Genomic DNA, 14,791 nt, shown 5'->3' on the forward strand with positions numbered 1-14,791 from the left:
CGGCAATAAATTGCCATTTATTTGTAATTGATATGGTAAGAACAATCATAATTATTGATGGTTAACAAGCGCGACAAAACATAAGTGGTAATGGTACATTTTTTGCTAAATATTGACTAAGAATCTGTATATTTATATGACGTAATCAAGTATCGAGGATAAAATGGAAGTCACCACTACAAATTTTCAAATTCATTCACAAAATGTGCAACAAACAAATAACACAACAGCTAACGCTAGTAATACTGGCACTACTTTTTCACAAGTTTTTGCCCGTTATCAATCAGCTAGTGCACAAAGTACAACTCCTGAAGAAATAAAGGAAAGTGCTGTATTTAAGATGAATACAAGTAAAGGTGATCAAACAGCCATTAATCTAGATGAATATCTGACTCCGGGACAGCAATCAACGCCAGTGAACTTGGATGACATACCTTTATTACTTCCTACGGCCCATAACATTGATACTTTGTCGAAATATTCACAAGAACAATTCAAAGACTTGTTGGCGCAATATAACATTCAATCGCCGCCAGCTACCGTTGAGTTTGATAATGAAGGTCAAATTGTTTTACCTGCGGATTATGCGTATGCCGACCAATTAAAACAGGCATTATCTGAAAACCCAAAAGTTGAAAATGCACTACGAACAACGGCTGCTTTAGCAAGTCATTACGCCGGCATCATGGAAGGACAACCCTTTCGTGATGAAATGTCTACCGCAAGAACCCAAGCAGACAGAGACAGAATAATTGAAAAATATAGCGAATTATTTGACGATAATCGCCCTAGTAAGCAAATTATTTTAACCTTCTTAGAAAATGGCAATATGTTGGTAGGTAAGAAAGAACAGTAGTAAAAAGAGGATAACACCGAGGAAATTAAGCAAATGCCAATTAAAAAAGCCTCATAACGTTAATGATAAACCAACAACAAAACGACGGCCAAAATCTTCTGCTTTCATTAATGAAGCGGCGGCATCTGTTTTAGCGGTACTAAAAATGGGTTCATTGGTTACATTAAAAACATCCACCCGTAAGCGTAAACTATCTGAATACAGCCAGCTGAAGCTTAAATCCGTACTAGTATAAGCTTTAATATAGCTATCAGCATTGTTTGTCACATCCCTATCCGTAAGAAATTCACTCCGATGGTTAACATTCAGTCCAGCTTGCCAACTATCATCACTGACAACAAAACGTACGTTAGCGGTAAAATCGGAAACACCGTCAATTCGAACATTACTCTCATCTGGCGTGGTAAAATTTGCGTTGATAATACGTGTTATATTAGCGCCTACACTACTTTCTGAAAACCAAGCACTACGCAATGGTAGTAACCAGTGAATACTTGCCTGTAAACCGTTAATATTACCAGCGCCGTCATTTGTTCTTTGTAATGAGTTGTATTCTATATCTTGGTAATTAAAAGACTCTTTTTGTTCTACAATCAAGTTATCTATATTATGATTAAAACCCAACAATTGAGCATTTAATGATGTTTGTAACCAGGTAACAGAAAACGTAGTCGTATTTGCGACAACCGGTTGTAAAGCAGGATTCCCCAGTTCAGCATAAGGCAAACCACCAGAGTTCACATGAACTTTAGGATTTAAATCCGAGTAATTCGGACGATTATAAGAACGGCTATATCCCGCCCGCCACTGCCAATATAAAGACGGTTGCCACAGAATATTTAATGACGGTAACCAGGTTACAAAACTAAGGCTATCGTTGAGTGGAAAGACAGCTTCAGCTGCTGCATTTAATTGCGCCCCCGCTATTTGACTTTTCATATCACTATAGCGAAGCCCTGTATCAAATGACCAATGCCCTAACTGCCATTGCGATTGTAAATATCCCTCTTTTGAAACATAAGTTACTTTATAACTATTGAGTAAATCATTATCAGTAACACCTCCAAAGGGTAAACTTATATCGTACAATTGAAATAAATCACTTTTTGGAATCAGCCAATCTTGCGTATCTGAATTCATAAAGTCAGCGGAAAAAAGATCGGGAATAGATTCTAGCCATCGGCCATCTAATTTAGGTAATGTCGCTAAAGCAGAAACCGATAAACTTACATCACGACGGGTATATTTATACGCTTGGGCTGAATGTAAAAAACCAAAGTTTAACGTTTTCAATCTTTTACCCAAAAGAGAATCCCCAGTTGAATCCCATTGACTATCAATGCCCCATTCATCTACCTTATTCAATACATTAATGTTACGTTTACTCATCTGATTAATATTTGAATAACTACTGACCAGTTTTAGATTACGATCAAAGGTAAACTTATCAACCGAATAGTTTTGTAACTCAACAAGAGCATCCATCGGCGAGAGCCCTACATGTACTCGAGAAATAGGCTCTTTAGTCAAACTGTTAGCTACACTATGACTATAAAATGGTGTTATTATTAAGCGTTGATGAGGTTGCCACTTCATGTCTGTTTGAAAGGTTTTATTAGCATAATAGAGTGTTGACTCTTCACGGCTAGATTTGCCAGTAACATTTGAAAATATAAACTGATCTAAGCTATTTTTATTATGAATTGCCTTTGCTTGGGCCGACTGACTTAATGGATTTATCGATAGTCGATATTCATCAAAAGCAAAATCAGTTTCAGAACGAAACCACAATGTATTAATCGTTAATAGTTCGCTTGGTTGCCATGCTAAAGCACTATAAATCGTTGCTCTAATACGATCTTCATTTTCAATGGTTAGTGCCAAGCCATCCGTTGGCACTAAAATATCATCATCAATATCAGGCCACTGATAAACATTTAATGCACCGCCATTTTCCCCCCAATGCCAAGACTCAAATTGAAACTGACGCTGCAGTCGACTTTCATAATTCATCTTCACAATTAAACCGACGGTATCATCGGCAAATTTAGTATTTGCAGTTATTCCAAAACTAGGCTGAAGATCTCGCTCTCCTTCTAACGCAGCAACCGTCAACCTGACGTCTAAGTTGTTTTTTTGATAGTCCAATGGGGCATCGCTAAATAAATTAACGGTTGCACCTATTGCACCGCTAGGTAACCGAGGATCAGCAGTTTTAGAAACAGCGACATTTGAAAATAACCCCGCGCTAAAAATATCAAAACGATGCGCTTTACCATATTGATTTGAATTGCGAACATTTTCAGTATTAGCAAGACGACGGCCATTAAACAGCGTTAATTGATACTCTGCGCCTAACCCCATCGCATTAATATTAAGTGCCTCACCACGATCTCGAGTAATACTTAGTCCTGGAACCGCTTGTAATGCTTCAGCTAAATTTTCAGCAGGTAATTGGGTAAGCATAGCGCCTAAAATAAAATCGGTTTCGCCTGCATTATTACTTTTTATTAATTGTGCATAATCAACGGACTGTTGATATTTATCATTATATCTCTCAGTTAACGACCCCGTTGGCAATTGTCCAATAACAGTGACTTCTTCTAATTGATTTACTGAATTTTCAATGGATTTTTTAGGGATATTATTAACGTTATAAATGAGAATACCTGACGAGGTTTGCTTCCAGTTAAGCTGGTGCGATTTTAGCCAAGTCGTCAACTGCTTATTAAAATCAATACGATTAATGTCGTTATTTGGGGCACTACTTGCTTCTACCTCGACCCCTTCAAGTAATGATCTGTCATAAATAATCGCGATTGAAAACTTCTCAGAAAAATTGTTGAGCTGTTCAATTAAACTAACCCGTGCCGCATTAACATAAAAAGACAAGCCACATAACATGGCACTTAAGGCTAAATATAAATAACGTTTCAACATTTATAGGCCCCGAAAAACGTAATCAAAACAGCATAGTAATAGTGCAAATATATTAATCAGTAGAGGACAATATAATGCTGTCATCAAAAGTATTGATTGAAAGCTTATTTAATTGCGCAATAAGGGTTAACGCACCAAGCACATCATTCGTTTTAAAACGTCCACTAACCCGTAAATTGGCATCAACCTTACTCAGTACAACTGGCCTTTGAGCATAACGATTAAGTTGATAAACAGCATTACTAATAGAGACATCGTCAAAATTAAGCCAACCAAGTTGCCAATCAGGTTGTTTGGCTGTAAAAGTAGAAACAATTATATTATTGTTATAGACACGTGCTCGTTGTCCTTTAACCAGTTCAATCTGCTGTTTACCGTCAATAGTCTTTACGGAAACTTTCCCATGAAAGACATCTATATTTGTTTCACCTAAGGTATTATTCACATTAAAGGCAGTACCAAGCACACGTATAGTCGCGTTACCGACTTCCAGTGTAAAAGGTCTTTCAATATCTCTTTTTATTGAAAAATAAGCTTCTCCCTTACTTAATAGTGCAGTTCTTGATTGACTATTTTCACTAAATTTTAACGTTGAATGTTGATTTAAAGCGACTTTAGACTCATCAGACAAAATTAAATTTTCAGCATCATTACCACTATAATACTGCGCAGCTACACTAGCTGGAGCAGAAGTCGTAACGTCTGATTTGATAAAATTAAAGCTTATAAAAGAAAAAATAACACTCGCAGCTAAAGCGCCTCCCCATGTCCAAAGCTTAAGTTTGCGAGGTTCTTTTACAAGGAGGTGAACCTCTGCTTCTTCCTCTACTTTTTGTAAGGCTTCAATAAGCGCAGGATCATGCCAAATCTGTTGCGTTAATTGCTCATTGTTAGCGTTTTTTTTGGATGTCGATACCATTAAATGTCTCAATTTTTTAACTTAAACTTATTCTTATAACTAACTATGTTTCATTACTAATATGAATGACGGTTTAATCTCTACTAAGGGGACAATCAATTATTAATTAATGTTGATATAGCGTTTTTCAACATATCCATAGCACGCGATATATGCTTTTTGACCGCTTCTTCAGATACACCTAAATTTTTTGCGATTAATTGCCGACTTTCACCATGTAACCGACGACGAATAAAAACGTCACGACGCAATGGTGACATTTGCATTAACACTTGCTGATATAACCGCATACGCTGTTCATGTTCGAGTAAGTTTTCAAGTGATAAAGCTTCACTTTCTGGATCATGTTCAAGACTTTCTGGAAATTTTTTTTGATCTCTATGATGATCAATAACTAAGTGTTTCGCCATGCGAAAACCATACGCAAGTAAGTTATCTATATGCTCCGTATTTTCTATTTTTAACGCCTTTAACAAAAGCTTTTGAAATAAATCATCAGCATCAGCATGATCATCTACCGACCGACGAAAAAATTCCTGAAGCGAATTTTGGTTCGCTATAAAGCACCTAACTAATGGTCCATGTTGCTGAGTATTTTTACTAATAATCGGTGATGACATTTTAGTGAGGGACATGATTCTCTTTTTTGTATAGTTATTTACAGCGTCAAGTTATTAATCAATGAGCATTAAAATGGCGCTAATATTCGCTTAGAAAATACAGGTTTATTATGATGATTTAATGACAATTTTATGAAACTCCTGTAGTAAAACTGACATAAAAGTTTCATCAAATATATACGTCCCCTTTTCATTTTATGTTGCGTCTTTAGTGGAGAAATAACTTATTAAATCTTAATAAATACTAACAAATAGGAATAACGTAATGTCTAACCGAATGTTTCAACTATCGCCATTAGCACTTGCTTTAAGTACTTTATTTATAAGCCAAGTTCACGCACAAGAAAATGATTCAAATGAACACGCTATGGAAGAAGTTGTTGTTACCGCTAGCTATTCAAAAAGCTTAAAAAAGGCAGTCGATTTAAAACGCGAAAATATCGGTTTTTCTGATTCGATTGTCGCATCTGATATCGCAGACTTCCCAGAACAAAACTTAGCAGAGGCATTACAAAGAATGCCAGGGGTAACAATTGAGCGTAATAAAGGTTTAGGGCAAAAAGTAAATGTTCGAAGTTTACCTAGTGATTTCACCTTTGTGTCTATTAATAACCTGGCAACAGCATCTGGTAGTGGTGGGCGTGACGTAGAATTTGATATTTTTGCCTCAGAAATAATTCAAAGTGTTACCGTAAAAAAATCACCTACTGCCGCAGATGAAGAAGGTGGTATTGCTGGCTCGGTTGATATTAATACAGCAAGGCCTTTTGATTACAATGAACGTAAAATAGTGGTTTCACTAGAAGGTGCTTATAACGAAATATCAGAAGAAACTGATCCTAAACTTGCCCTATTAGCTAGCGATACCTTTGGAGATTGGGGGGCATTAGCATCTTTCGCATACTCAGAACGTACCAACCGTTCAGACAGTAATTCAGGTATAGATTTTCGCCCTATTTCTCGTTGGTTAGAAAAAACCGGTTCATCGCAATTTCAAGCTGACCAAACAGCAGAAGTATTAGAGCGTGATGCAGGTATAATAATTAACGACCGATTTGATGATGATGAGACTAGCCGAGTTGTCTTTTTGAATAAAGTAGGTGATCGCGCTTACTTAACAGAGCAAGAAAAATGGGGGGCTACATTATCTTTGCAATATAAACCTAATAGTAACTTTAGTTTAACGTTAGATGGTTTAGTGGGAAATTTTGATGACCATGAAGACGAATACGATGCAGCAGCCTACACAGCATCAAGTATTAGTTCGCTTGAAGAAGTACATGCATATGACAATACAACCCTGTCAGAATATGGAATTACAGTAATAACAGATGCTGATTACGCTGCTACGCAACATGAGCTTTTAAGTAAAGAAAATAGCAACAATACTGACTACCAACAATATAGTCTGACAATGGATTCATTACTTGGACAATGGGATATTTATGGTGTAATTGGTTATAGTGGTGCTCAAAAAACATCAGAAAACACCAATTTAAAGCACACAGCTTACCGTGCAACACGCTCTCGTTATACGAGTACAGGCGCAGAGACTCTTTCAAGTGATAACGCCGAAAGTTTTGATATGTACAATACACCCGAAGCTTATTTATTTGATTATAATGAAGTAAATATTGAAGATATTTCAGATGACAAATATGCCGCTCAATTAGACTTTTCACGCCAATTAAACTTAGCTTATTTACCTTCATTATCAAGTATTCAATTCGGTGCTCGCTATACCGATAAATCAAAAGAACGTAACTACGGCTCTAACCGTGTCACAGGTCCAACTGCTGGCGACTCGTCATGGGTAGGTACACGCACATTAGCTGACAGCCAACTAACAAGTATTTCAGAACTAGTCTCAGGTGGCGAATACTTACCTGAAATTTCATCAAAAGTAGATTGGAGCCAAGTATCAAATAGCTATGCACGTAATGAATTAAGATACGACGGTTTTACCGTTGATTTTGAACCTGATCAATTTTATCAAGTTAAAGAAAAAACTTCTGCCATATATGCTATGGCTGATTTTTCTTTTCATATTGGCAAAATGCCCGCAACCCTAAATGCTGGTGTTCGTTATATTGATACTGAGGTGATTTCGTCTGGTTACCACCAAATACAAGGTAGCGATGGTACAACGAGTTACACATCCGCCCCTATATCAAAAAGCGGTAACTACACTGACTTATTACCAAGCATAAACTTCTCTCTTGATCTGAGTGACAACTTAGTCTTACGTGCTGCTGCATCCGAAACTCTTATTCGCCCAGCCTTAACTGACATTGCTTACAAGCGAACAGTCAGCCTAAGTGAATTTAAATACCGTGATGGTAACCCTGATCTACAGCCAACGTATGCCGACCAATGGGAAATGGGCTTAGAATGGTACTTAGAAAAAGGAGGTTTATTAGCCATTTCTTACTTTGAAAAAGAGATTAAAGGCGTAGTGCGAGAATCATTAACTGGCGTTGTTAATGATGTAACTAAATACAATGATAACGGTAGTATTGATGGTGTGTACGACTTTGATATTTATCAAAAAGTTAATGCCGAAGGTGCCTACGATGTCAGTGGTATTGAATTAATTGCACAAATTCCATTTGGACGTTTTCACAGTACATTAGAAGGGTTTGGTGTTAATGCTAACTACACTTCTTTAGATAATTCATTAACAGGCTCATCAGATTTAGGTATTCCAACCCCAGCAGAAGGTCTAGCTGACGAAACTTACAACGTAACCTTCTATTATGAAAACCTCAATTTCGATGCTCGTATTTCTTACAACTATAAAGATAAATATGTTGAATATATAGAGCGCGATATATATCCAGTTTATCGTGATGCTTATGGTCAAACAGATATTTCTCTTGGCTATAATATTAACGACACAATTAAAATGACATTAGAAGGTATTAATATTACAGACGAAGCCACTAAAGGCTATACACTTGATTCTGCTTTCCCGACAATGTATGAGTTTTCGGGTAGACGAATATCACTAGGTTTGCGTGCTATTTTTTAAATAACGTTTAAAAAAACAGGGATCATTATGATCCCTGTTTCTACATAATTAAAAAATAATAAACTTAACTCATTGATACGGTTGACAGGAACTAAGCATGAAAGCCTTACTACTCATCATTAACTTAATAAGCATAACAACACACGTACAGGCTAACACTAAAACCCAAGTCGCTTTTATACCAGACATTCATTTTCATGATATTTACGGCGATTTTTCTCAACAAGGGTTTAAGGGGATTCAACTAGCGAAAGATATCCCACCGGTGAGTATTCGAAGTATGAGATCGCAAATTCATTCTACACGTTTATTTAATGAAAATTACTTTGCTTTAATTACCACACTTAACGATATTGCAGCTAAGGGTATAACACTTGTTGCTCTACCGGGTGATTTTACCGACGATGGCCAACTTGTACACCTTTATGGTCTAAAAAAAATTCTTAATAAATATACAAAAGAGTATGGTATGCGTTTTTTTGCCATTCCTGGTAATCATGATCCGGTAAAGCCATTTAAAAGTGCGGGTGGTAAACCTGACTTTTTAAATGAAAAAGGACAAGAACTAGCTATTTATTCAACAGAGCACCTTCGTTGCACCAAGAAAGTGCTCAACAACACAAACATAAACACTGGTAATAAAAAAGTAATATGCAGTGACGAAATAGCGCATGGAGGCTATAAAGAAGTAGTTGAGATTATGGCACCTTTTGGACTAATGCCCAGCAACAATGAACTTTTATGGGAAACGCCGTTCTCAAAAGGCCCCTCATTAGCTGAACGTAGCTACGTGCAATGCGCCGAAAATGACAAAAGCAACTGTATAAATATACCTGATACTAGCTACTTAATTGAACCCTTAGCAGGCCTTTGGTTATTAGCTATTGATGCAAACGTATATATCCCTCAAGTAAAAAATGGTGTATTTGATTTTCAAGGCTCGGGGAATGCAGGATATAACAAAGTACTTTCCGAAAAACCTTTTCTACTCACTTGGATCAAAGAAGTAGTACAACGTGCAAAAACACAGAACAAAACATTAATCGCATTTAGTCATTTTCCAATGGGTGAGTTTTATGACGGTCAAACAGAGTCAATACAAGCATTATTTGGTAATACAGCTTTTCAACTAAAACGTGAACCTACAAATGACACTCGAAAATTACTCGCTGAAACAGGCTTAAGACTGCATATTGGCGGACATATGCACATGAACGATACATCAGTAATTAAAAGCAAAGAAAACACACTATTTAATATTCAAGCGCCATCAATTGCAGCATATCGACCTGCTTACAAGTTAGTTAGCATAGAAAACAGTTACGCGACTGTAAGCACGGTAACTATTGATAATGTTAAACACTTTAATCTTCTATTTAGCGCGTATCAAAAAGAACATAAATATCTGTTAAAGCATGATCCTGAACACACCTGGAATAAAGAAATTTTAAGCGCTAATAATTACCAGAATTACACTAAAATGCACTTGCAAGCACTTGCTAAATGGCGGTTTATACCTCGTGAATGGCCAGCAAGTTTTCGTGATGACGTCCTTAAACGCTCATTATTTGATACGTTAATGTTAACTAACAACCTTGATCATTGTGCAACAGAAGATCCGCCTTGCTTGCCAAGCGAATCTACCTCAAAACAGCTAAATACAAAACAGCTTCACGCTCTGAAAAATACAACCGTATTCGATTTTATTTCAGACTTTTATTTAGTGCGTAATGCCGGTTCACTAGCCTTTGCCGACATTTCAGAAGAAACTCAACAAATATATACAACAATGGGTACTTTGCTTAAAGAAAATAATTCATGTAGATCAAAAAACCTAGCATACTCAACCTTAAACAACCTTTGCCAAGTTACAGATGCTTTAGCACGTGCTTTTGTCATTTACGAAAAATTCAGTAATGCACTACCCGACAGTTGTTTAGTGATTAATTTGTCATCACAAGCTCCTATACAACATTGCGCCATTAACAATACCGCTATTAAACGTCATTCAATGTAGGATTATTTCTGTATATGAGTATTACTATTCTATGCTCTTAATTGGTTGAAAAAGCGAAACTGATATTTTTTAACAAACGCTGTAGATGTAAATGATGAATAAACTTAATAGAGTAAAAATAAAAGGCTCTTAAGCTAAGTTCAGGTTGATTACTAAAAAGAAAAACACCATGATAACTATTCTTAATTATTTTGATGGAATTCTTTATGGCTGGTGCTAGTTTACTTACTTTACTTGATGATATTGCCATGTTGCTCGATGACATTGCAGTGCTGTCTAAAGTAGCAGCTAAAAAAACAGCAGGTGTTCTTGGTGATGACCTTGCCGTCAATGCAGAACAGCTTTCTGGTGGTATACGTGCTGATCGAGAATTACCTGTAGTTTGGGCGGTATTTAAAGGTTCAATGCTCAACAAGGCCATGTTAGTTCCTATAGCCCTGTTACTTAGCTATTTCTTACCCATGCTCATTATGCCGTTACTTATGCTAGGTGGAGCCTATTTATGCTACGAGGGTTTCGAAAAAGTTTGGCATAACATTACAGATAAAGCCGCAGTTGAAGCGCATAAAGCAAAATTAAAATCCGCATTACAAGATCCAAACATAGATTTAAAAAGTTTTGAAAAAGATAAAATAAAAGGCGCTATCAGAACAGATTTTATACTATCTGCTGAAATTATAATTATTGCCCTAGGTACTATTGCTGATAAAGACATCTCAACACAAATATCAGTATTGGTTTTTGTCGCAATTTTAATGACTGTTGGCGTATATGGATTAGTTGCATGTATTGTTAAAATTGATGATGGGGGTTTAGCGCTAATACAAGATAAGTCGGCATCGATATGGGGAAAGTTCAAACGTGCTTTAGGAAGGCTGATGATTGGCTTTGCTCCGAAATTAATGAAATTTTTAGCCATTGCAGGCACGGCAGCCATGTGGCTTGTTGGTGGTTCACTTATCACACACGGTATACATGCCACGCAAACTTATATAACCGCAGTCGCTGACTTTATGGCAACAACTCCATTTATCGGAAATGTACTTTCAATGATTACACCATTGACCATCGATTTAATTGTTGGCTTTTGTTTAGGTGCTTTGTTGGTTTTTATTGAAGTTATGATTAGAAAAATAGTCGTTAAACCTGAGCATGCATAGTTTTACAAATCGTTATGCTGTGTAGTTCAAGAGACTCAGGGTCTCAGCTTTATTCAACCGTACGTTTGGGATTCCGTATTAAGTGACCTACGGAATGACAGCGCTTGGTGATCATTCTGAACTTGATTCAGAATCCCAATCGTTATGCTGTGTAGCTCAAAGGGCTCAGAATCCCTTTCTTATTCAACCACACGCGTGGGATTCCGTATTAAGTGACCTACGGAATGACGGCGCTTTGTCCGTTATGCTGCACGCTTTGTCGCCATTCTGAATATTCTCCGTTATTATAAACTTAATTCAGGCTCTTACGTTTAATGTCTAACAACCTCGCCTACTTTCTTTGTTGTTACTTTATCAACTAAATAAATAATCGACTGATAGTCAATACCCGCGTGTTGAGATAAGCCAATCTCACAGGTTCTGCTATTACTATAACCTGCGGTACAACCTTGAGGTACTTGAGCTTTTAACGGCGCCAGTGCGTTGTCATTTAGCTCAGGCGTGGTAAACCCTTTATCGCCCGCGAAACCACAACATTGAATATGCTCAGGAATTATCACCTGAGTACTACAACGCTCGGCTAATTGTTGCATTTTTCCAGCTAAGCCCATTTTACTGCTAGAACAAGTAATGTGTAACATAATAGGTTCATCAACAGGAGTGAAGTTCAAATGATTAATCAAAACTTCTTCAACAAAACCAAAAGGTTCAAATAGTGAAAGCCCCCTAATTTTATCTTTATTTTCTAATAACATCGATTTACAAGGACTGGTATCAATTAAAATAGGATACTTACCTTGCTCACTTAATATCGCTAACTTATCGAGCATTGCATTACTTTTTTGCTCTGCTTGTAAAAACATGCCTTTACTATTAAATGGCATACCACAACATTCGCCCGTAAAATCTGGACTGATAACATCAAATCCAGCTTTTTCTATCAACGATAAAGTAACGTCTGTTAGCGAGCGCTGGTCTGTTGCCGTTAATGATTGCCCCATGTTGCGACTTGAGCAGCTTGGGATATAAACCACTTTAGGTCGAGAACCTGCTTCGTTAACATTGCTATTAGCTTTAATTTTCGTAGGATTATAGTGTGCTTTTTGTGGTATATATTTATTCCACAGAGGTAACTTATTTGCTGAAAGCTTTCTAATAGTACCTGTCACTCCTGCCATCACTTTATTACCCAATAAACGTTGGCCAAAGCTTGCGACTGCTAATGTCATTCGAGTTGTTTTTTCAACTGTAGAGAAGTTATTAGCAAAGGCATTAGCCACACCTTGGTGACCTTCATTATTGCGATGACGAAGCTCTCTAATAAGGTCACCCGTATTAATACCGACGGGGCAACGTTCAGCACACAAGCCTGTTGCAGCACAAGTATCGATACCTAAATAATTAAAGTCTTTTTTCAGCTCTGCTAACAATTCAGGGTTTTCATTAGTCGAAGTTAAACGACTAATTTCTCGATAACTGGTAATACGTTGACGCGGCGTGAAACTAAGGCCATTAGATGGACAGACAGGCTCACAAAAACCACACTCTATACATTTATCAACAATAATATCTGCGGCGGGTAAGGCTTTTAAGTTGGTAATATGTGCATGAGCATTATCATTAATAATTACACCAGGATTAAGCAAACTTTGAGGATCAAACAACTGCTTTATTTGCTGCATTAATGCCAACCCTTCGCTGCCCCATTCTAGCTCAACAAAAGGGGCCATATTACGGCCAGTACCATGTTCTGCCTTTAAAGAACCTTGGTAATCGACAGCAACAAGTTGACAAACATCGTCCATAAATGACTGATAACGCTTTATTTCTTTTTCTGTTGAGAAGTCTTGAGTGAAAACAAAATGTAAGTTCCCTTCAAGAGCATGCCCAAAAATAATTGCTTCATTATATTGATATTTAGTAAATAACAATTGCAAATCAGCAACCCCATCAGCAAGCCTAGCAACAGGAAAAGCAACATCTTCAATAATTACAGTCGTTCCCGTTTCTCGAACAGCGCCAACAGCAGGAAAAGTGCCCTTTCTTATTGCCCACAATTGAGAATATTCACTCGCAACATCAGTAAATTTAATCGCATTGGTTTGTTCAAAATCAGCTAACATTAATTCAAGTTCAGCCACTTGTTGCCTTAATATTTCAGCGTTAGCTGCACAAGTTTCGATTAACAGGGCGCCAACATGTTCATCAAGCGTATTGATAAAGTCAGGCAAACCATCCATATCGCTAACCGAAGCTAACGCACGTCTATCCATCAACTCCACGGCTGAAACATTTGCACTAGCTAATGCAGAGACAGCATGACAAGTAATTTGCATAGTGGGGAAAAAAACTAAGGTTGATGCACGATATTTATGTTCAACAACCGTGTTATAAGTGATAGAAGAAATAAAGCCTAAGGTACCTTCAGAGCCGATCATTAAATGCGCTAAAATATCGATAGGATCCTCAAAATCCACTAACGAATTAATAGCATAACCAGTGGTGTTTTTTAATCTATATTTATGATTGATTAACTGGCGTAAATTTTCATTCTTATTTGTTTCTAACGCCAAGCTTTTAATACCGCTTAACAAGATACTATGCGTTTTTCTAAATTCACTAACACTATCTTTATCGCCAGTATCTAACACGGCACCATCATGTAAAACAACACGAATACTATCTAAGGTGTGATAACTATTTTGTGCCACACCGCAGCACATACCACTAGCATTATTAGCAGCAATACCTGCAACTTTACAGGTGTTAATGGAAGCAGGATCAGGTCCTATTTTTCGGCCATAAGGCAGTAAATATTTATTTGCATCTGCACCAATAACTCCAGGTCCTAATTTTATTTTTAATCCTAAATCGACTATTTGATGATTTCGCCAACTAGTGGTTAATAAAATAAGGATAGAGTCAGATTGAGCTTGCCCAGAAAGACTAGTACCAGCAGCTCTAAAAGTAACCGGTAATTTAGCAATAGCAGCGTGATTTAATACTTTTACCACCTCCGCTTCGGTATCAAGTATTAATACTAATTTAGGGACTAGTCGATAAAAGCTTGCATCAACCCCAAAAGCTAGCCGCTTGGCATAACTACTAATAATTCGTTCTTCAGGCAAGAAGCAAGCTAACATTTTCGCAAAGTGTTGGTACGGTGGAAGTAACATAAAAACTCTCTAATTAACGAGTAAGCCCTAAGCAAAGGCGACTCAACTTATTTAACGCTATTCTTTCGGTAA

The 14,791-nt window shown here is 37.1% G+C and carries 8 protein-coding genes; 4 read left to right on the forward strand and 4 right to left on the reverse strand.

Annotated features, from left to right (window positions below; genetic code table 11):
- Positions 1 to 163 precede the first annotated feature (163 nt).
- Positions 164 to 856, forward strand: a complete 693-nt coding sequence (locus Q4503_RS09805; protein WP_303602151.1) for a hypothetical protein — start codon at positions 164 to 166, stop codon at positions 854 to 856.
- A 51-nt stretch (positions 857 to 907) separates the two neighbouring features.
- On the opposite strand, the gene Q4503_RS09810 is transcribed toward Q4503_RS09805, so the two are convergent.
- The 3 genes from Q4503_RS09810 to Q4503_RS09820 form a co-directional block, all read right to left on the reverse strand.
- On the reverse strand, positions 908 to 3,796 hold the full coding sequence (locus tag Q4503_RS09810; RefSeq protein ID WP_303602152.1) for a TonB-dependent receptor: 2,889 nt from the start codon (positions 3,794 to 3,796) through the stop codon (positions 908 to 910).
- A 52-nt stretch (positions 3,797 to 3,848) separates the two neighbouring features.
- Positions 3,849 to 4,715: a FecR family protein gene (locus Q4503_RS09815; RefSeq protein WP_215974405.1), complete on the reverse strand. Its 867-nt coding sequence runs from the start codon at positions 4,713 to 4,715 to the stop codon at positions 3,849 to 3,851.
- A gap of 95 nt (positions 4,716 to 4,810) precedes the next feature.
- Positions 4,811 to 5,350, reverse strand: a complete 540-nt coding sequence (locus Q4503_RS09820) for an RNA polymerase sigma factor (RefSeq protein WP_215974406.1) — start codon at positions 5,348 to 5,350, stop codon at positions 4,811 to 4,813.
- 250 nt (positions 5,351 to 5,600) lie between these two features.
- Here Q4503_RS09820 and Q4503_RS09825 point away from each other — a divergent pair, with 250 nt between their 5' ends.
- The 3 genes from Q4503_RS09825 to Q4503_RS09835 all read left to right on the forward strand — a co-directional run bounded on the left by Q4503_RS09825 (position 5,601) and on the right by Q4503_RS09835 (position 11,543).
- Positions 5,601 to 8,366 carry a TonB-dependent receptor gene (locus Q4503_RS09825; protein ID WP_303602153.1) on the forward strand — a complete coding sequence of 922 codons (2,766 nt, stop codon included), beginning with the start codon at positions 5,601 to 5,603 and terminating at the stop codon, positions 8,364 to 8,366.
- A gap of 97 nt (positions 8,367 to 8,463) precedes the next feature.
- Positions 8,464 to 10,383, forward strand: coding sequence for a metallophosphoesterase family protein (locus Q4503_RS09830; protein ID WP_303602154.1), 1,920 nt, complete (start codon positions 8,464 to 8,466; stop codon positions 10,381 to 10,383).
- Between the two features lie 206 nt (positions 10,384 to 10,589).
- Positions 10,590 to 11,543: a DUF808 domain-containing protein gene (locus Q4503_RS09835; protein WP_215974409.1), complete on the forward strand. Its 954-nt coding sequence runs from the start codon at positions 10,590 to 10,592 to the stop codon at positions 11,541 to 11,543.
- Positions 11,544 to 11,854: 311 nt separating this feature from the next.
- On the opposite strand, the gene Q4503_RS09840 is transcribed toward Q4503_RS09835, so the two are convergent.
- The gene (locus tag Q4503_RS09840) at positions 11,855 to 14,719 is read right to left on the reverse strand and encodes an FAD-binding and (Fe-S)-binding domain-containing protein (RefSeq protein WP_303602155.1); all 2,865 of its coding nucleotides are present in this window, start codon (positions 14,717 to 14,719) and stop codon (positions 11,855 to 11,857) included.
- Between the last annotated feature and the right edge of the window lie 72 nt (positions 14,720 to 14,791).

Origin of the sequence: Colwellia sp. 6_MG-2023 (genome assembly GCF_030547765.1) — a bacterium.
Classification (GTDB): Bacteria; Pseudomonadota; Gammaproteobacteria; order Enterobacterales; family Alteromonadaceae; genus Colwellia.

What these genes read in the sequence shown, in the direction of transcription:
- Q4503_RS09805 (WP_303602151.1), top strand. Translation starts at nt 164, where the DNA reads ATGGAAGTCACCACTACAAATTTTCAAATTCATTCACAAAATGTGCAA.
- Q4503_RS09810 (WP_303602152.1), bottom strand. Translation starts at nt 3,796, where the DNA reads ATGTTGAAACGTTATTTATATTTAGCCTTAAGTGCCATGTTATGTGGC.
- Q4503_RS09815 (WP_215974405.1), bottom strand. Translation starts at nt 4,715, where the DNA reads ATGGTATCGACATCCAAAAAAAACGCTAACAATGAGCAATTAACGCAA.
- Q4503_RS09820 (WP_215974406.1), bottom strand. Translation starts at nt 5,350, where the DNA reads ATGTCCCTCACTAAAATGTCATCACCGATTATTAGTAAAAATACTCAG.
- Q4503_RS09825 (WP_303602153.1), top strand. Translation starts at nt 5,601, where the DNA reads ATGTCTAACCGAATGTTTCAACTATCGCCATTAGCACTTGCTTTAAGT.
- Q4503_RS09830 (WP_303602154.1), top strand. Translation starts at nt 8,464, where the DNA reads ATGAAAGCCTTACTACTCATCATTAACTTAATAAGCATAACAACACAC.
- Q4503_RS09835 (WP_215974409.1), top strand. Translation starts at nt 10,590, where the DNA reads ATGGCTGGTGCTAGTTTACTTACTTTACTTGATGATATTGCCATGTTG.
- Q4503_RS09840 (WP_303602155.1), bottom strand. Translation starts at nt 14,719, where the DNA reads ATGTTACTTCCACCGTACCAACACTTTGCGAAAATGTTAGCTTGCTTC.